Raw genomic sequence first — 17,638 nt, forward strand, 5'->3', positions numbered from 1 at the left:
ATTGTCAGGCCCTAAAAACTAGATAGCCTGCCAAGTTTCCGTCTTGATCTTGGTCAATAACATCATAAATCGTGCCATCAAAGATAATGTTGTCACTTGAGTTGCCACTAGCACCTTCTTCTCGAATTTCAATGCCAGTTCCAATATAGACTTTTTCTAATAAGGTTAAAAGTCGATTCCGGACATCAGCATAATTATCATCACTTTTTTTACCATCAAAGATAGTAAGTGTATGTTCTAAATTTGAGTCCAACTTAACCAAGAATCTTAATAGCGTAGCATTTGGTACCTTTGGAGGGAAAAGCCCATTTTCTATTGCCTGATTTGCTTCGGTCACAGAGAGCTTTCCATTTCCGTTCGTGTCAAATTCAGGATAGAAGTTATAAAGGCTATCCAGAAAGGATTTTTTGGATCCATGTCCTCCTTTCGGACCATTTCCTGTCACTTGGCGTAGGGCTTCTAGACTGGGATGGAATGGGACAGGTGCTTCTCCATTGAGTCCAATGGTTACATGATCAAGGAGTGAATCAGTACCGGCATAGTCATAGAAGGGATTAGTGATTTGTTCAGAGTTGGTAATATCAAGAACAACGTTTGTATTTTCAGGACCGTGGATATAGATAATTTTTGATTCTTGTTGATTTCCATTTTTATTGATTTTAAGGGTCCAGAGTTGCTTTGAAGGATCATAGCTTCCTTCAACAGTATCTTTTTGACTAGAAGGATGGATGGTAACTGTACCAGAAGCATAGATTTGATGGGTAGTAATCTCATTATCGAAGTTCACTGTTAAATCAACATCGGTTGCTTCATAAGTAGCGGTAGTGCCATTCACCTTGGTCGGCTTGGTATTATTCGCATAAGGCGCCTCAATCGCCGTATCTAATTCCTGCTCGATCTGATTAACGGCTGCTAGAACCGAGGTGATGGTTTCATCAGAAGGATCTTCTTTGAGTTGATCTTCTGCATCGTCGATGCGTTTGAGCAGATCTTCTTTTACACCAGGTGCCAGGTCTGTAGTGGCATCGATTTTATCTTCCACATCATCGATTTTATCTTTCGCCTCTTTATAAGAATCTTTAAGCCCACCCGTGGCCGCATCTAAAATCTTGATTTGTATGTCATCAAGATCAGCCGTGATATAAGCGAGCGAGTAGGCAAAGGTCTTTTCGTTACCCACTAATTTTTTAAGTTCTTTTAATTTTTCCTTAATCTCTTTAATCAGCGGTTTGGGCAGATCTTTTTTAAATTCTTGCAACAATTCTTCCATGCCCTCTATTTTTGCCAGCATTTCTTCTTGGCTGGGAGGAGGCGGTTCAGGCACACTGCCACTTTCTAATTGGCTCAAACCCGCCTCAGGGTCTTCATCACTTAATGGGTCATAACTATCTAGAGCAGCATCTCCGCCATAACCATCATCGCCTGCAATCGCCGTGTCATCTTCCCATGTTGTGGTTTCAGAAGATTCTTCTAAGCCCACCGTTGGATCATCGGCGTACGGGTCATAAGCATCAGTCATGGGTTTGCTATAGCCGGGAGGTGCCTTTGGAGTTGTCATGTTAGAATCCCCCTCCGCCTTGGGTTGTGGATGGAGCTGCTGTTTCTTGAACACTCACTTTTTCTTTGCAATTGGCGCCGTGATACCTTTCTTTTGCTCCAGCAAAGGTGGAGGTACTAAATTCGCAGATAAACACTTGACTTCCCGATTCTACGGCTGCCAATCCTTTGATTTCAATAGGTTCGACTTCATTTTCTTGTGAACTCTCAAAAGAGGCTTGAAGAGAAAAACTTATTTTTGCACCATAAGTTCCAGAAGTAGCGGTTGTAACACCAAGGTCAACGCTAAAATATCCTTCTCCCTTTTCGGTATCAAGCTGATAATCTTCAGTAGATGAACCATTGAGCGTGATTTGTTTTTTAGTTTCTTGTTGCTCAACAGATTCCTGGTCGGGGTTGTCTTGATTTTCCCCAGAATCATGAGAAATCTCGGTATAAGCAAAGTCACTAAAAGTAGAATCAAGGTGCAAAACCTCACCCTTGCCTTGTCCCGAACCCGAAATGGTTCCGCCCAGTGGCCCAGCCATACTAAGATTAGTGAAATTTGGGTTTTTAGTTTTCATAGCCTGCTCAATAAGGCCTTGATTCCCCTCAAAAGCAGCTTGTGCCGTAAAGAGCACCCACTCTTCAATTTCAGTGATAGTAGCCTTCTTTTCAGTGAAACTAGGCCCTTCTCCCGTGGCAATGGTACTGAGATTATTAATTAATTGTTCTTCTAGCGAAGGCCCTTTAACGACATCCGGTGCCCCTCCGCCACAAGCCACAAGCAAACTAAAGACGAAAACCGTGAGAAACGATAAAGACTTTTTCATAAACCCCCCTTACGTGGTTAAATGGTTAAGCTAACCTATTTTTCGGGATGGGATTGGGTTTAAGTTGTTGATTGAAAGGTTAGGAGGCAATAAAGCGTATACTATCTGTATACGGGATGCTGACCGGTTTGAGTACAGGTGATAAGAGCCCGCAAGAGTTCACCACTCTCTTGGGAAAAATGAAAGTGTTTAAGAAACGAATCAGCGTTAAAATTCCATGTTTCTATAAAATGGGTCAAACTATTGGGTGAATTAAAAATCTTTTTGCCGGTTAGCATTTCATAAAATAATAAACCTAGAGTTTGATAATCATGGTAGCGGTGGATTTGTTTTTGGGCATTTTGTAGTTTCATTTGATAGGCTCGAGGGGTCCCATGAAAGGGGTAGTAATCTTGATCAGGGCACATCTCAACACTCGAAGAAAAATCAATGAGCATGGCCTTTTCTTGTTGGAGCAAAATATTTTTGGGTTGTAAGTCGCCATGAATAATCTGGTTCTGTTGCAGGTCTTTTACAATATCCATCAGTTGTTGGATCCAATTTCTAGCCTCTATTTCCAAAAAGGGGCTGCTTTTTAAATGGCTTTCTAAAGACCCCCCTTCAATCCATTCTAGTTCCAGCAAAATCTCTGTTTCAGAAAAATAGGTGCTCATCAGTTTTACGCAATGGGGGTGGTTGAGTTTGGTCAGAATCTTAGCTTCGGCTTTTATTTTGTTAACTTCTGCTTGATCGTAGAGAAATTGGGGCTGTAATCTCTTCAATGCCACCTTGATATTCAGTTTTTGATTGATAGCCGAATAAACTTCTCCCACAGCACCCTTGGCTACTAACTTTAAATCCGAATAAATTTTTTCATTAGGGTTAAAATCCGGGTACATGGTAAAATTATAGCCTATGGATTTAAGAATCAATAGCCTAAAAGGTAAAAAAATCAGGGTATTGGGGTTAAGGCCCGAGGGTCGGCCATTAGTGCAATTTTTAATTCATCATGGCGCTCAAGTCATTGAAGCTGATACCGCTGAAGATATCGACCTTGCCTTATTGAGTGAAAAATATTTTGCTTGTTTAGGCCAAGTGAAACTTTTCAAAGACAAAGGGGTTCATGTTGTCTCAGATCTCGATTTTATAGCTCAAAATTGTAGGGGTAAGATTATTGCAGTAACGGGGACCAATGGTAAATCCACAACGGCGTATATGACAAAAACCATTCTTGCCTCATTAGGAAAAAAGGTTTTTTTGGGAGGTAACTTTTTTAGTGACTACGTTGAAGCCTTATCGACACCCGCCGATTTTTATCTCTTTGAAACGGGGTCCTTGGTTTTAGAGCGCTCGGTTTGTTTTCACCCTCATATTGCCGTGCTCACCAATATTTCTCCCAACCATCCTGAGCGGCATCGTAGTATGGAAGAATATGTCAATATCAAATTTTCAATCGCCCAATGCCAAAATCAAAATGATTATTTCATCTATAACGCCATGGCCCCTGTTGTTACCCAAAAGATTGATGGGTTAAAATTGTTGGCGCATAAAATTCCGGTCTGTTTCAATCAGCAAGACCAGGCCTTGGTATGGTATCAAGATCAAAAAATTTATTATCGTTTAAAGGGATCGGGAAATTTGTCTATTCGATCGTTTTCTTTAAAAGGGTTTCATCATCTCGAAGATCTTATATTGGCCGTGAGTGTTTGTCTTTGTCTTGGGGTTTCTCCCCAATCTATTGAAAGTGTGCTGGGTAAAATCCAAGGGTTGCCCTTTCGTTTTGAAAAGCTACCCAATGATTTGGGTATTGATATCTATAACGATGCCGTTGCGAACACACCTGCAGCCACGGCCTATGCCTTAACGAGTCTGAAAAAAAATGTCATTTTGATTACAGGTGGGCTTTGGCAAAATGGCCTAGGGCATGAGGGGCTGCGCAAGTATTTACAAGAGTCTACCAAGCAGACCATCATTTTCGGCAAAGATCGCAAACGATTTTTGAATTGTTGGAAAGATTTTACGACTCTCTATACCGTTGAAACCCTCAAAGAGGCGGTGGATTTGGCCTTTAAGTCAGCGAGTCCAGGAGACACGATCTTGTTTTCTCCGGGGGCTAAGCCTGAGATTGGCTTTGGCACTTATCTTAAACGAGGTGAGGAGTTTAACGAATTAGCGCTGCAATTAGCAGAATACCATGCCCTGCGTCGTAAATTAGGTAGGAAGGATTACTAGCCATCTTAATCGTTCCAGTCTCCATGATAGTCATCGTAACAATTAGCGGGGTAGTTATATTCACTAATCCAGCCTGGTTTTCCACCACGGTCTTCCAAATCGCCGGTACCTTCCCAATCGTATTTCCAAGTGACCAGCTCGATCACAGAATCCGGGTGAGTTTCGGTGCTGGGGTTAAGATTGCCATTGGCATCCGTCAAATAATAGGTTTTTCCGTTAAAAGCAATACGGTCGATCGTATCATATTCAACACCATCAGTTGTAACAGCACCATCCGTCATGAAACTTAAAGTTTCAATAATTTTATCTCGCAATTTTCGTCTGGCCTCCTTTACCGCGAGTGCTTCATCTGTGTCACGGTGGTTGGATTGAGCCTTGGCAAGATACACAAAGTGGGTAGGGTCTAGATTGTCATAATCCGATTCTGAGCCGCCGTTACTGTTAGCAATATTTTGCGCGGCCTGTTGTTCACCTTTTTCTTTTGCAATACGATTTTGCTGTGCCGTGATGACCGCTTGTTCTAGGTTTTTAATTTCCGGGTTTAACTCTTTAAGCGCATTCATTAAAGCAGGGGTGATTTCGTTGATAGAGTTGGAATCAACATGGTATTTTTGCAAAATCTTTTGAATAGAAGCTGGTTCTTGATTAAACTGATAAGCCAACTTTTCTTCTAGCGTAGAAAATTGAGCTTCTTTTTCCACTTCTCCTTGCAGGTTCATGCTTGCATTGAGTATACCCTCTGCACTCCACGGATCTTGGGTTAGAGTTTGGGTTAGGGTATCGAGTTGCTGTTGAAATTTAGCCCGTTGGTCTTCACTTAAATTGGGGTTTCCAACCAAGCTCGATAATTTATCCAACAGATTTTGAGCTTCATCAAATTGTTTTTTGAGATTACTCGTTGCGCTCGCCACAATTGCTGTTTCAATATCTTCCAGTTGGGTAAAGATGTTTTCTAATTCAGTGGCATCTTTTTCAGCTTTGCCATGGCTAAGTTCTTTTTGTAATTCTCGAAGTTTATTCTTGTATTCTTTGATTAAGATATTAGGTAGCTTCTTAGTTTCTTTGATGAGGGCTTTTTGTAATTCACGGATTTTTTGCAAAAGATACTTTTTATCTAAAACAATTTGCGAACCCGTATCTCCCGATTCTAAACTTTCTAAACTGCTTAGCCCCAATTCATCATCGGCGAAAGAGTCACTATTAGAGGTATCATCATAGCCTTCAATTTCGTTGATGGTCTTTTCATAACTTTCAGTGGTTTCACTTGTGTCAAAGGACTCGTCTGCATCTTCTGTGTAATTAGGTTCTTCAAAAAGGGGTGCCTCAGGGTCGTCATTGGCCTCAATATCAGCGGGATCATCTTTGTAGGCTTGGTCACCCCCAATCTTTTTGTTGAAGTCTGTTCCATAAGCCTTAGCCTGAGGATTGTTATAGTCGTAGGGTTTAATGCTTTGAACCATGGTTAGGTTCTCCTTCTTTATCTTAGTATGTTAGATCCAGCTTGACAGCAAAGTGGTTAAGCAAAGTGTTGGTGTCTTCATCAAGTCCCATGGTTTTAAAATATCCAAACGTTTCGCCGGTGTTATTATCTGTGACTTTCCAGAGGGAGGATTCATAATTAGAATCGTTCATTGCTTCAGCAGAATAAGTCGTTTGTGAAAGATTAAAGAGTTCAGCAAGGCGTTCTGTGGCCTTCAATCGAAGATTCCAGTAACCATTCCACGAACCATCGTTCTTGTAGGTTACTTTGGAAGGTAAGAGACCCTGTTCTCCCACGAGTGAGATGAGCTGCGGATCGTATTCACTTACAAAATCAAGCCATGCTTGGGGTGGGATAGGTGAAGTGGGATTTTTCATCCATTCCAAAATTTCTGGATCAAACAATGTTTCGATTGCTTCAAGGTTACCTTGAATTCCCATGGTTTCCACTAATTTTCCAATGGGACCCTCTTTGAACTTCCCAAAGAGCACATCCAGTAGATCAAGATCACTTAAATATTTTTCAAAACCACCCGAAGTAATAATATCATCCATAATAGCCGGACTACTGAGCACATCGGCTAAATCTAACCCAAAACTTGAGGCAATGATTTGGGCCTGTAGTAGATCCTTTGCGGAAAAATCATGTTCTTGAATAACATTAAGCAATGCTTCATTTTTATAAAGTTCTTCTATTTCTATACCTAATGCTTTGGCAGCTTCATCAATTTTGGCATCTTTCGTGGCGTCTTCCATGCCTGCATAAGAAATAGTAAGTTGATTTTGTTTTGGTCCAATGTCTTGTAATGTCTCAAATTCTTGAGTGTTGCCCGCTGAAAAATTTTCAGCAATAGCATTTGGGAAATTGATGTTTAAACCTTTTACCTTACGAACTAGGTAAGCACCTTTGATGTTGCCATCAATATCGGTAATGACCACCTGCAAAGCCTCTTTGCCATCTAGGGTAGCGTTGGTTATATTAATGGTATCAGTAGCCTCAGTGATAAAACTCACACTTTGAGTTGAATAAATATTGGCGGTCTTGCCACCAATGCTATCAATCACTAAATTAGGTTGCTCAAAAATCAGCTCGCCATTTTTACCTTCTTTATGAGGTGGCAAAGTAGCATCGGTTGCGACTTTGCTGCTGCTAAATTTATCGGTGGTAATTTCAGTTAATGCCGCTGCATTGGCATCGATCGTGATTTTATCAGGATTGGCCGAATTAATTTTAATTTTGGCCTCGGGGTTCACCCAAATGACTTTGCTGGTTCCAAACGTAGGATCGGTGATGACAATTTTGATCATCATTTCGCCCGATTTTGGATTGGCCTCAGCGGTAACATTAATATTCACAAAGGCACTGGAGTTCACGGTCAATTCATCGGTCATGACCATCGTTTCATAGGCATTGCTGGGGTGACCGGCATAATAATTAATTTCTACATCCGACCAATTGGCCACATAACTACCCAGGGGGCCAGCGATGAAGCCATTGGGTTCTTGCGGTAAGCCACCCGAATTGTAACCCACAGGGTTATTTGAATAAGGGCTTTGTTGTGGGGAAGGGCTCCATTGGGGCGTGCTGGATAATTCATTTTGTGTCCAAGCAATCCACTCCGTGAGCTGGCCAATATATTCCTGCGCATTGGCAAAACCAGCCGGCACCGGGGCCTGCCCATTTTGAACCGCCGCTAACTCAACCATGGCCTCTTCTAGCCAGGCCTGCAATTCCTGTGAATTGCCCATGGCCTTGTTATAGGTGCCTTGGGCCTTAGCGCTTGAAAAGGGCTTGTTGAAGTTGGTTGTTTGGCTTGAATAACCGTTATGATTTGAAATTGCTGTAGTCACCCATTCTCTCCTGACACTAAAGTTACTTAATTTGAGGGGACCCTACAACTCTTTGGAATTATTAGAAATTCCCCCCAAAAACATCCATCTACCTACAGGGGTTATCGAATCACCCCCTCCCCGAAGTTGCGTAAGGTGCCTATACTTTAGACTATTTAGCCAAAGGCTATTTATTTTCAATCTTGAGGGCACCTCTAAAAAGGGCCCAGATGCAAGGCGCCCGCAAAGACGCGACCGGAGCGTATATGGAAATACGTGAGGATCGCGGCTTTGCGGGCAACGCGGCAGATGGGCCGTTTTTAGAGGTCCCCTTGACAAATTAAGACTAACTAAGTAGGCTAGTCATATATGCAGCTTAACATTTACGAAGCAAAAGCTAAATTGTCTAAACTAATCGAAAGGGCTTTGCAGGGTGAAGAAGTTATTATTGCCAAAGGGAATAAACCGCTGGTTCGCCTAGAACCGCTTCCAGAAGCCAAAGGCCAGCGCGCCCTTGGCCAAGGCAAGTCTTATATTCTATCCGTCAGTGATGATTTTGATGCGCCTCTGAAAGATTTCAAAGATTACGAATCATGAAAATCCTCATCGATACCCATGCCTTGCTTTGGTTTTTCTTGGATGATGCTCGCTTGAGCGAAAAAGCAAAAACGGTTTATCTAGATGTTAATCACCAACTTTTTGTTAGTACTGCGAGTTTATGGGAAATTTGTATTAAGCACTCCCTTGGTAAACTCAAACTAAAACCTAATTGGTTTTTGCTTTTTATGAATCAAATCCAGCAAAATTCTATTCAATGGCTTTCTATTATCCCAGAACATTGTCATCAAGTGAGCTTGCTTCCTTTTTTGCATCGTGATCCTTTTGATCGTATGTTGGTAGCACAAAGTTTGGTGGAAGAAATGCAAGTCTTAACCCAGGATCCCTCTTTCAAACTTTATGGGGTAAAATCATTGTGGTGAGGGTTCAAAAGTAAAAGGTTATATTATACAAACCGATAAAGAGTCTTAACCTTTTCTCCTTTTTTGTGGAGAAGGTTTTCTTGAACTCCTTTCAGCAAATCGCGACTCGCCGTAGCCGTGGAGAGATTCTTGAAAAAAATCAAATAATCTTTTCGAGAAAAAAACCGTTTTTGAAAGTGATTTTTTGCTAATTCAAGGCGAGAAGTAGATGACATAGGAGAAATTTTGAGTGTAGCAAACATTTCTTCAATGCTTTCCAAAATAGCCTCTAGACAAAATTCAATAAAATGACTCGATTCTCCAGTTTTGTCTGATTGATGAAGTGCTTGATAATAAGCCTTCTGATATTTTTTAATGATAGATTCAACAGGTAAAAATTCAAAGAATGGATGATGCTGCGTAAGCATAACATGTTGCCATAATCTCCCCATGCGACCATTGCCATCGGGGAAAGGGTGGATAAATTCAATTTCATAATGTGCGACACACGACAACAATAATAAGTTTGGTTTCTTTTCTGATCTTAGGTAATCAAATAGTTCGGTCATTAAAAAGGGCACTCTCGAAGCAGGAGGTGCCAGGTGAACAATACGATTCCCCTGTACAACACCAATACCTTTTTGTCGCCACTTGCCCGCATGATCGATTAAGCCATTCATTAAAATTTTGTGGGCCTTAAGAAAAGAAGTTAGAGAACTAAAAATGAACTTTTTAGTAAGTTGGTAAGCTAAAATCGCATTCTGAACTTCCAAAATATCCTTGGGCGGGCCAATGACCTTTTTTTCATCAAAAATAGCACTGACTTGTTCAATAGAAAGTGCATTACCCTCGATAGACAAAGAACTTTGGATACTTTTAATAGAGTTTTCTTTCCTAAGTTGTGGAGAGGGGATAAGCAGTCGCAGCCCTTCACTCTTGCCAATGAGTTGGCTAATTTGAGAGCAACTATTCAAAATTGCCTTGGTAATTTTGTAATTGGGTAAGGTCATGATAGTATCAGATGATACTATCATAAAAGCTCCGTGTCGTCAATTTGTATTGAGCATAACCCTGGCCACTTCGCGATCATCAAAATGGATTTTTTCGGTGCCTATGATCTGGTAGGTTTCATGCCCTTTGCCCGCGATCAACACAACATCGCCTGGCGTGGCCTTTTTAATCGCAAGTTCAATGGCCTCGCGGCGATCGGGGATGACAAGCCCACCGGTTTTAATGCCGGCTAATATTTCTTGGATAATTTGACGGGGGTCTTCGGTACGCGGATTATCGCTGGTGACAATGGTAATGTCAGAAAGCCTCGCCACTTCTTGGCCCATGAGCGGGCGTTTTTGTCGGTCGCGATTCCCACCGCATCCAAAAACGGTGATGATCTTTTTTGGGTTTAAGGCGCGCAGGGCAGTTAAAACATTTTTTAAAGCGTCAGGGGTGTGAGCGTAGTCTACAAAAACATGAATGCCACGATTATTTTCAATCTTTTCTAATCGGCCTGGAACTCCGGGAAAATCTTTTAGGGCTTTGGTGATTGTTGTTAGAGGGATGTCGATACTTAAAGCCCCGGCTGTTGCGGCCAGGATATTAGAAAGATTAAACGCCCCAATCAGCGAAGTTGCAAATGGCTCTGTTCCCTTGGGAGTGACGATCACACCCTTCATGCCATGCAAGTCATAGTGAGCCTCTCGAACCTGAAAATCCCAGGTGCTGCCTTTGTCTTGTGTCGAATAAGTCCACACCGGCTGACCTGGCAGAGCTTTTATCAACCTTGCGCCATAGGGATCATCTGCATTAATAATAGCAAGCTTTTGGCCTTTGCCTTTGGGCAAGATTTCTGAAAAGAGCCGCGCTTTAGTGCAATAATATTCTTCCATGGTATGGTGATAATCGAGGTGTTCAGGGGTCAGGTTGGTAAACACGGCGGCATCAAAACAAACATCTTCAATGCGGTGTAGGTCAAGTGCGTGAGAACTAATCTCCATGGCCACGGCATTCACCTTTGCCACTTTCATTTTTCTCAAAAGTTTGTGGAGCCTGAGGGCCTCAGGTGTGGTGTGAAGATGTGAGGTGTGATGATTATTGTATTGAGTTCCGAGAGTGCCAATAGTTGCTGGGTTTTTCCCCGCAGCCTTAAAAATATGACCTAAGAGATGAGTAGTGGTGGTTTTTCCGTTGGTTCCGGTAATGCCAATCACGGGTATTGCTTGAGTCAAAGTGCTTATTCCACGTCTCACAAATTTTGTGCGAATGGCAACCCCAGTGGGCTTATTCATAATCACCACTGTCTACGGATATGTCGCCATCTGGATCAAGAATCTTTATATCCTCTCCAGTGTAAGTATCATTTTCCCAGACTTCTAGATAAATCTTTTCATCACCACCATCGTATTGTGGTTTATATTCATAATCATCTTGAACACTATTTAACAATTTGGCTACTCTCTCTGCAAACTCAAGTCTGTCATCGAGTTCTTTTAAATCACTAGAGTCAAAGTCACTCAATTCATCATCATAGGTTGCCAAAAATTCGATCAATTCTTTGGGTGGTTCAGATGTTTTAGGATCATCAATCCACTCCAGAATATCTTCATCACAAAACGCTTCGAGCGCTTCGATATCACCGGTGGCATCCATTTTTTCTAATAAATCTACACCTTCATTAAGTAAAATGGTTAGCTTAGTATTGTGAGTCAACGCTTGCATGATGATAGGACTCTTTAAGATGTCTTCAAAATCAATATCTAATTTTTTGGCCAATGCTTTAGCACGCCAGACTTTGCTGATAACATCAGCAGTGTCTCCATTGCTTTCTTTAATCATTGTGACTAAGGTTGTATTATTAAGCACGTCAAAAAGTTTCATGTCTACCTTTTCATCTTCAGCTAGGTTGAAGGCCTGAGTAAGGGTTTCTTTAGAAAAATCGTTGGCCAAGATAAGATTGACTAAATCAGAATAACTTTCGTCTGTATAAAGTTCTTCTACAGGGATTCCAGTAATTTCAGCCAATTCAATGATTTTTTGGTTTTGGGTCTCGATCTCAGCTCCTGCCCAGATGATATCAAATTGATTTGGGATGCCATTTATTTTTTGGAGTTCGGCTACCATTTCGGGAGTGAGAGGTGGGTTAAATTGGGAGCTGACGGTACTAGCAAAGTTGATATCTAATCCGTTAACTTTACGAATAAAAATAGTATCGATTGTTCCATCCGCGTGTTCAATGGTGATTTTAATAGCAGCCTCTCCATTAGGCATTTGATCATTGGTGACCGAGGTAATTTTATCCATAGGATCCGTTTGCAGCGTCACCTCAATGGTTGAATAAACATAGGCCGTTTGTCCCCCCAAATTACCAATCGTTGTGTTGGGTTGTTTGTAAACCAATTCACCGTTTTCTAAAGTTTCATCGGGTGGTGTGCCTTGTACTTCAGAGCTACTCTTTGCTTTATATTCACCTGTCGTAATTACAGCGCCTGCTGCCTCAGCATTCGGATCGACCGTAATAGTTTTTTCAGGATCAACCGTATTAATTTGAATCGTGGTATTTTCATAATCCTGAACATAAATATTTTTTACTGTTCCCGTTGTTTTGTCGGTGAGGGTGATGAGCAACATGGGTTCACCCGTTTTGGGGTCAACGGCTAACGAAACTTTTACATCCACGCCATAGTTGGGCACATTAACTTCTAAGTTGTTCGTCCACACATAAGAATCAACCGCATCACCCGTTGAATAGGTATATTTTACATCTTGCCAGTTGGCATACGTGGTACCGTTGGGTGAGGTTAAAAACCCGTTCGAGTTTTGCACGGGCCCACCATAAGAGTTTGAATTATTGCCATAGGGAGAGCTTGCCATAGGGTCCCAACTCGAGCCCGCACCCAATTGTTGTTGGGTCCAAGTGATCCATTCCACCAACTGATTCATATACGCTTGTGCATCAGGATATTCCGGAGGAATAGGCGCCTGCCCATTTTGAACCGCGACTAATTCGGCCATAGCTTCTTCAAGATAGGCCTGAAGCCCTTGAGTGTTGCCGGCTGCGCCAGTTCCACCACCCACCGGTTTGCTAAACCCCGGTTGGCTAAAAGATTTGTTAAATTGAACGTTAGATCCGCTAGTAGGATAATTTGAAATGGGCAGTGACATTATGAGCTCCTATGGATACCCACAAAGCCTACCCTTGTGACTAATAGCTTTATCGTAACGAGAGGTTAAAGGAGTTGTTTATTCTGTAAAAGGCTTGCACAATATAGGCAAACGATTGAATTTAATGAATCTTTTTCAAAGCCTCTATATCCACAAGATCTTGGGGTCGGCCCGAGGCTTCTTTCATGACAACCAAGTCATTTTTGGAAATAAAATAAAGCTCACAGTTTTTTTCTTTTACCGTTATTCGATTTTCCCAAGCCTTTTCAAATGAAAAACCTTTCGGTTGGATTAAGAGATCAATATCAACTTCACTTACCAAGTGGGCGTTAATTGATTGTGAAATCATGGTAGCGTCAACAGGTTCTGAAAATTGAAAACCAAGTTTATTCAACACATCAAGAACTTCATCAATTGTTTTTGGGTCAGGGGCAACACAAAGATCATAATCTCTCGTGAATCGGCTATAGCCATGAAAGGCTACAGCCCTGGCACCTGCGATTAGAAAACGAATGTTTTTTTGGTTAAGTTCTTTAACAACCTGAAAAAATTGGTTTTGGGCGCCTTCTTTTAAAGTTTGTGTTTTTTTCATTTTTTAAGATTTAAGGGCTTCTAAAGCTTTTTCTTCAATGGATTTTTGATTTAACTGGTAGGAGTACAGTTTTTCTTGAAAATAGGGGGGCCTTTCCAACCAGCCGGGTGGTTTTTGGTAAGTATGCTGACAGGATTGGCATTTATAAGAGAAACACTTTTCTTCTCTAGCAATCAATTCAACTGTATCTTTGCCACAAGCAGGGCAGGGGTAGTGAAATAAAAACCCACATTGAGTGCAGGCCAGTACTTCTTTGGAGGGATTATTATCGGGTATCCCAAAGACATACGAACTTCCCTTACAACGAGGGCAAAGGGTAGGAGTTTTGGGTGGAAAAAGATCAGCTAAAAATTCAAAACGCCCTTTCATTTCCGTAGCATAGATCATTTTTCTCTAAAAAGCACGCATTTTTAAGCCATAAGATCTGCCCCCCAAGCTGATCCCATGGTATATTATTATATTCTATTGACTTAATAATCAATAAAATATAATAATAAAATAAGATGTTTTTACCCTTACAAATACGAGAAATTTTTCATCTTCTCTTCCTGCAGGAATTCTTTCGTAAATTCGACCCAAAGCTTGTGGTGTTAAAGGGAGGGGTCAATCTTCGATTTTTTTTCAAAAGCTCACGTTATTCTGAAGATATGGATTTAGATCTTATGACAGCTTCCCTAGAATCAGTGCAAAAAAATGTGCTAAGAACTTTAAAAGCGATTGCAACACCTATGAAGGTCTATGGGGTTACACAAATCATTCCCCCTTCGTTACAGTCAGCTAAGCAAACCACAACGACCCAGAGGTTTAAAATTCATCTTCATACCCAAAGTAGGTTAGATCTTTTCACCAAGGTTGAATTTTCAAGGCGTGGGTTTAATCAGGGTTATGCCTTTGAAAAGGTAGAAGACACAATCTTACGCACCTATCGTTTGGCCCCCATAGTGGTTCAACATTATTCTGCAGAAACTGCTTTTGAGCAAAAAATAAAAGCTTTAGCTGGTAGAACAGAGGTGCAAGCGCGAGATGTCTTTGACCTTTATCAGCTTATTTCATTTCTCCCAGAGGCATGGAGGGTTTCGGTTGGTAAAAATGTTTGCCAACAAGCGACCGAGCGAGTTTGGGCCCTCTCTTTTAAAGAATATCATGAAGCCGTGGTTGCTTATCTTAAGGAAGAAGATCAACAAATTCTTGGCCTGAAAGAAGTTTGGGTCAAAATGCAGAAGGCAGTGGCAGATGTATTTGGTATTTACCACTCGTGAATTTTCAATGCTTGCCAATGTTAGCATAACTTCTGCCAGTCAAATGCTTCGTCGGTTAGCTGCAAAAAAACGGATAACTAGGCTTTATCAAGGTCTTTGGGCTGACACTCAAAGTCCTCAATTTCATATTTATTTAGTAACGCCCTTTTTAACCAGGCCTCATCCTGCCGCCATTTCGATGCTTACTGCCCTGCACCTTCATGGAATGATCGAGCAGATCCCTCAAGTGGTTGATGTAGTTTCTACTGCCATGACTAAGAAAATCAAAACCCCGGCAGCAAATTATGTGATTCATCAAATGAATCATGCTTTGTTTGTAGGTTATGAATATTATCAAGAAGAAGGGGATTTTCTCATTGCTTCACCCGAAAAGGCCCTCTTTGACTGTGCCTATTTTTCAGCAAGGAAAGGGCAACGATTTAAGTTCTTGCCAGAACTCCATTTTCCTAAATCTTTTTCTCACCGTAAGCTGTTCCAATTTGTCAAAAAAATTCCCTATCATAATTTACGGAGGGCTGTTGAAATGAGGCTTGAAAATTGGCTAAGAAAAGAAGGGGTCACCGCATGTTGAATTTAAATGGCTTTTTTGGTATGCTTGTGGTCGAAATGAAAACAGGTAGATGATGATTTCAAATCCCATTTTATACAATAAAAAAGCCAAACAAGAGCGCGGGTTTTTTCTAAAGAATCTAAGCCTTAAGAAGGGGGTTAGAATGTTGGAGGCTTTGCTTAGTCTTGGTAAATTTTTTAAAAACGCAAATCCTCGTCCACTTCCTATTGCAATTAATAAATTAATTCATTCTTCTTCTAGGCGAGCCTAAACTGTGACCTTCCAATCTTTGGTGCTCAAGACAATTTCCTTCTTAGAAAAAAATAAAATTCAGTACCTAATCTTAGGAGGGATCGCCGTTGGAGTGTTAGGAGAAGCGCGTTTTACCTCAGACCTTGATTTAGATCTTTTTATTAGCAAAGAAGCCGTTCCCGAATTTCTTAAAAAAATTAAAAAAGCCAAATTTAAAACAAATTTTGCGGAAGCATTAAAAAATGTGCAAACCTTTGGGAGTTTTCGTTTCTTTTGTCAAGAACTCCCTGTCGATGTGATTTTAGCTTCCACTGAGCTTGAAAAGTCTGCACTCAGCAGGAAAAAAAGATTGAGTTTATTTAATAAAAAGATGTCTTTTCCTTCCCCTGAAGATCTTATTTTATTAAAGCTTATTCCGGGTCGCCCTAAAGATTTGCTCGATGTCGAATCTATTGTGATGCGACATAAAGAAAAACTAAATTTGAAATATCTCCACAAGTGGATTCAAAAAATTTGTGAACAGGCGGAAGATTTTAGAATTCTTCACCAATTTAATAAACTGATGGAAACAAATTAAATTCTAAGTTGAAAATTGAGGTTTCCATCCAGAACCGCGCTCCGATACAATATCAACGGTTCTCCATTCGCCATTGACTCGAACGCGGATATTATCAAGGTCTTCATCAAATCTCCCCCATGCATTCGCAAGAGTATCTACATCTACTTGATAGACTTTCCCAGTGGTTTTGCTATCCACCACATCTTCAGCCTCATAACCGAACGCCCTCAAAAATTCGACCACCCGATCCGTGATCCATTCCACCTTGCGCCAGCCTTTGGTGCTGGCATTTTCTTCATATTGTTTAGCAAGGCCAGCGTCGATTTCGGTAAAGAAAGTGATGAGGCGTTGGCCTAATCGCACGGGGTCGGGGGGAGGGAAGGCCCCATCTTGAATGGCCTTTTTTAAACCCTGCAAAGTCAAGCCACCTTCTTCTTTATAATCGCTGGGGATAAGATCGCCCAATTTTTCATTAATCAAATTAAAAATATCTTCTGCACTTTTTTCAGGGAGCAAAGCTTGGAGCTTTTGAATCATGGGGATGGTATCAAAACTAGGTTTGGCCTCTTCTTCGCCATCCATGTGAAGCTTGGGGTCAATGCCACCGTAATAATTTTCGCCATTGTAAGTGGTTTTGGTAACGTCGGCGTGCAAATTAATGCTTGCTGCATTTACCATAAAGCGATGTGAAAATTTCCCCTGATAAGCAATGACTTGGTAACTGCCATCAGCTTGTTGAGTGATTTCGACTCGGTCGGCATTTTGGGCATAAATGTCAGTTGCACCTTGGGTACGGATGAAACTTCTTTTGCCACCTTCAAAAGAGGCATGAAGACTCACGCCAGCTTCGTTTTCATAATAATCTTTGCCATCTTCACTGCGGGTAGGGGCGGTATCGGCAACTTTTTCAGCCGTATCAGCAGATTCATTTTCTGCTAATTCAGGTTCAGTGGGTTCGACTGCTAAATCAAGTTCATCTTCAGCGGGTTCCTGACTTGCGGTGAGTATTTCAATATAATTGGCTTCTAATTCTGCAGTGGCGAGGTTGAGTTGGAAAAGGGTTGAGTAACTTACATTAGGAACCGTAGCCTTGCGCCAGATTTTGTTAAATTCAACGACAAACTTTTTCCAATCTTCTTTAGAAAGCTGTTCTTTAAAAGAATGATAAAGCTCTTCGAGCCTGGCACGCAGCGATTCTTTGGTTAGTGGAATATTGCCCTGCTCAACGCTTTCTAAACTTTCACCATCGTCAATGGCAAAGCCATCTTCAGAAACTTCAGAGGAATCTTCAAGTTCAGCTTCTTCTTCTACTACTTCTTCGACTTCTTCGAAACCATAATCCTCATCGATAGATTCGGTTTCTTGAGGATAAATATTCTCAGTAGATGGATTGGTTCTTACTTGATCAGCCATGAATTAT

General features: G+C 41.2%; 17 protein-coding genes. 6 read left to right on the forward strand and 11 right to left on the reverse strand.

From position 1 onward, the window contains the following. Positions 1–4 precede the first annotated feature (4 nt). The 3 genes from HYU97_03490 to HYU97_03500 form a co-directional block, all read right to left on the reverse strand. On the reverse strand, positions 5–1,558 hold the full coding sequence (locus HYU97_03490) for a hypothetical protein (GenBank protein MBI2335809.1): 1,554 nt from the start codon (positions 1,556–1,558) through the stop codon (positions 5–7). Between the two features lies 1 nt (position 1,559). Further along, positions 1,560–2,369, reverse strand: a complete 810-nt coding sequence (locus HYU97_03495; protein ID MBI2335810.1) for a hypothetical protein — start codon at positions 2,367–2,369, stop codon at positions 1,560–1,562. 101 nt (positions 2,370–2,470) lie between these two features. Next, positions 2,471–3,247 (reverse strand): serine/threonine-protein kinase, encoded by a 777-nt coding sequence (locus HYU97_03500; protein MBI2335811.1) that lies wholly within the window; start codon positions 3,245–3,247, stop codon positions 2,471–2,473. 16 nt (positions 3,248–3,263) lie between these two features. Here HYU97_03500 and murD point away from each other — a divergent pair, with 16 nt between their 5' ends. Further along, complete coding sequence (gene murD / locus HYU97_03505; GenBank protein MBI2335812.1) at positions 3,264–4,580, forward strand: UDP-N-acetylmuramoyl-L-alanine--D-glutamate ligase; 1,317 nt, start codon at positions 3,264–3,266, stop codon at positions 4,578–4,580. A 5-nt stretch (positions 4,581–4,585) separates the two neighbouring features. On the opposite strand, the gene HYU97_03510 is transcribed toward murD, so the two are convergent. Together HYU97_03510 and HYU97_03515 are read right to left on the reverse strand one after the other, a co-directional pair. Next, a complete protein-coding gene (locus HYU97_03510; GenBank protein ID MBI2335813.1) occupies positions 4,586–6,040 on the reverse strand; it encodes a hypothetical protein in 1,455 nt (484 codons plus the stop codon). A 22-nt stretch (positions 6,041–6,062) separates the two neighbouring features. Beyond that, on the reverse strand, positions 6,063–7,910 hold the full coding sequence (locus HYU97_03515) for a hypothetical protein (GenBank protein ID MBI2335814.1): 1,848 nt from the start codon (positions 7,908–7,910) through the stop codon (positions 6,063–6,065). A 348-nt stretch (positions 7,911–8,258) separates the two neighbouring features. Here HYU97_03515 and HYU97_03520 point away from each other — a divergent pair, with 348 nt between their 5' ends. Continuing rightward, complete coding sequence (locus HYU97_03520) at positions 8,259–8,486, forward strand: type II toxin-antitoxin system Phd/YefM family antitoxin (GenBank protein MBI2335815.1); 228 nt, start codon at positions 8,259–8,261, stop codon at positions 8,484–8,486. Then, a complete protein-coding gene (locus HYU97_03525) occupies positions 8,483–8,869 on the forward strand; it encodes a type II toxin-antitoxin system VapC family toxin (protein ID MBI2335816.1) in 387 nt (128 codons plus the stop codon). Before HYU97_03520 ends, HYU97_03525 begins: the two co-directional genes overlap by 4 nt. Positions 8,870–8,892: 23 nt before the next feature. Here HYU97_03525 and HYU97_03530 read toward each other — a convergent pair whose 3' ends face one another. The 5 genes from HYU97_03530 to HYU97_03550 form a co-directional block, all read right to left on the reverse strand. Further along, positions 8,893–9,882 (reverse strand): Fic family protein, encoded by a 990-nt coding sequence (locus HYU97_03530; protein MBI2335817.1) that lies wholly within the window; start codon positions 9,880–9,882, stop codon positions 8,893–8,895. 15 nt (positions 9,883–9,897) lie between these two features. Further along, positions 9,898–11,133, reverse strand: a complete 1,236-nt coding sequence (locus HYU97_03535) for a UDP-N-acetylmuramoyl-L-alanyl-D-glutamate--2,6-diaminopimelate ligase (protein ID MBI2335818.1) — start codon at positions 11,131–11,133, stop codon at positions 9,898–9,900. Continuing rightward, complete coding sequence (locus HYU97_03540) at positions 11,126–13,006, reverse strand: hypothetical protein (GenBank protein ID MBI2335819.1); 1,881 nt, start codon at positions 13,004–13,006, stop codon at positions 11,126–11,128. The genes HYU97_03535 and HYU97_03540 overlap by 8 nt, the downstream gene beginning before the upstream one ends. Positions 13,007–13,127: 121 nt before the next feature. Then, the gene (locus HYU97_03545) at positions 13,128–13,598 is read right to left on the reverse strand and encodes a hypothetical protein (GenBank protein MBI2335820.1); all 471 of its coding nucleotides are present in this window, start codon (positions 13,596–13,598) and stop codon (positions 13,128–13,130) included. 3 nt (positions 13,599–13,601) lie between these two features. Then, positions 13,602–13,967, reverse strand: a complete 366-nt coding sequence (locus HYU97_03550) for a hypothetical protein (protein ID MBI2335821.1) — start codon at positions 13,965–13,967, stop codon at positions 13,602–13,604. A gap of 134 nt (positions 13,968–14,101) precedes the next feature. Here HYU97_03550 and HYU97_03555 point away from each other — a divergent pair, with 134 nt between their 5' ends. The 3 genes from HYU97_03555 to HYU97_03565 all read left to right on the forward strand — a co-directional run bounded on the left by HYU97_03555 (position 14,102) and on the right by HYU97_03565 (position 16,236). Continuing rightward, a complete protein-coding gene (locus tag HYU97_03555; protein ID MBI2335822.1) occupies positions 14,102–14,857 on the forward strand; it encodes a nucleotidyl transferase AbiEii/AbiGii toxin family protein in 756 nt (251 codons plus the stop codon). Beyond that, positions 14,832–15,428, forward strand: coding sequence for a hypothetical protein (locus HYU97_03560; GenBank protein ID MBI2335823.1), 597 nt, complete (start codon positions 14,832–14,834; stop codon positions 15,426–15,428). Before HYU97_03555 ends, HYU97_03560 begins: the two co-directional genes overlap by 26 nt. Before the next feature lie 253 nt (positions 15,429–15,681). Next, positions 15,682–16,236: a hypothetical protein gene (locus HYU97_03565; protein ID MBI2335824.1), complete on the forward strand. Its 555-nt coding sequence runs from the start codon at positions 15,682–15,684 to the stop codon at positions 16,234–16,236. Between the two features lie 3 nt (positions 16,237–16,239). On the opposite strand, the gene HYU97_03570 is transcribed toward HYU97_03565, so the two are convergent. Next, on the reverse strand, positions 16,240–17,631 hold the full coding sequence (locus HYU97_03570; GenBank protein ID MBI2335825.1) for a hypothetical protein: 1,392 nt from the start codon (positions 17,629–17,631) through the stop codon (positions 16,240–16,242). Positions 17,632–17,638: the final 7 nt, after the last annotated feature.

The organism is Deltaproteobacteria bacterium (genome assembly GCA_016183235.1).
GTDB lineage: Bacteria > UBA10199 > UBA10199 > DSSB01 > JACPFA01 > JACPFA01.

Coding starts and splice junctions, on each gene's coding strand:
- HYU97_03490 (MBI2335809.1), bottom strand. CDS start 1,558: ATGACAACTCCAAAGGCACCTCCCGGCTATAGCAAACCCATGACTGAT.
- HYU97_03525 (MBI2335816.1), top strand. CDS start 8,483: ATGAAAATCCTCATCGATACCCATGCCTTGCTTTGGTTTTTCTTGGAT.
- HYU97_03495 (MBI2335810.1), bottom strand. CDS start 2,369: ATGAAAAAGTCTTTATCGTTTCTCACGGTTTTCGTCTTTAGTTTGCTT.
- murD (MBI2335812.1), top strand. CDS start 3,264: ATGGATTTAAGAATCAATAGCCTAAAAGGTAAAAAAATCAGGGTATTG.
- HYU97_03545 (MBI2335820.1), bottom strand. CDS start 13,598: ATGAAAAAAACACAAACTTTAAAAGAAGGCGCCCAAAACCAATTTTTT.
- HYU97_03570 (MBI2335825.1), bottom strand. CDS start 17,631: ATGGCTGATCAAGTAAGAACCAATCCATCTACTGAGAATATTTATCCT.
- HYU97_03520 (MBI2335815.1), top strand. CDS start 8,259: ATGCAGCTTAACATTTACGAAGCAAAAGCTAAATTGTCTAAACTAATC.
- HYU97_03555 (MBI2335822.1), top strand. CDS start 14,102: ATGTTTTTACCCTTACAAATACGAGAAATTTTTCATCTTCTCTTCCTG.
- HYU97_03540 (MBI2335819.1), bottom strand. CDS start 13,006: ATGTCACTGCCCATTTCAAATTATCCTACTAGCGGATCTAACGTTCAA.
- HYU97_03510 (MBI2335813.1), bottom strand. CDS start 6,040: ATGGTTCAAAGCATTAAACCCTACGACTATAACAATCCTCAGGCTAAG.
- HYU97_03560 (MBI2335823.1), top strand. CDS start 14,832: ATGTATTTGGTATTTACCACTCGTGAATTTTCAATGCTTGCCAATGTT.
- HYU97_03550 (MBI2335821.1), bottom strand. CDS start 13,967: ATGAAAGGGCGTTTTGAATTTTTAGCTGATCTTTTTCCACCCAAAACT.
- HYU97_03535 (MBI2335818.1), bottom strand. CDS start 11,133: ATGAATAAGCCCACTGGGGTTGCCATTCGCACAAAATTTGTGAGACGT.
- HYU97_03530 (MBI2335817.1), bottom strand. CDS start 9,882: ATGATAGTATCATCTGATACTATCATGACCTTACCCAATTACAAAATT.
- HYU97_03500 (MBI2335811.1), bottom strand. CDS start 3,247: ATGTACCCGGATTTTAACCCTAATGAAAAAATTTATTCGGATTTAAAG.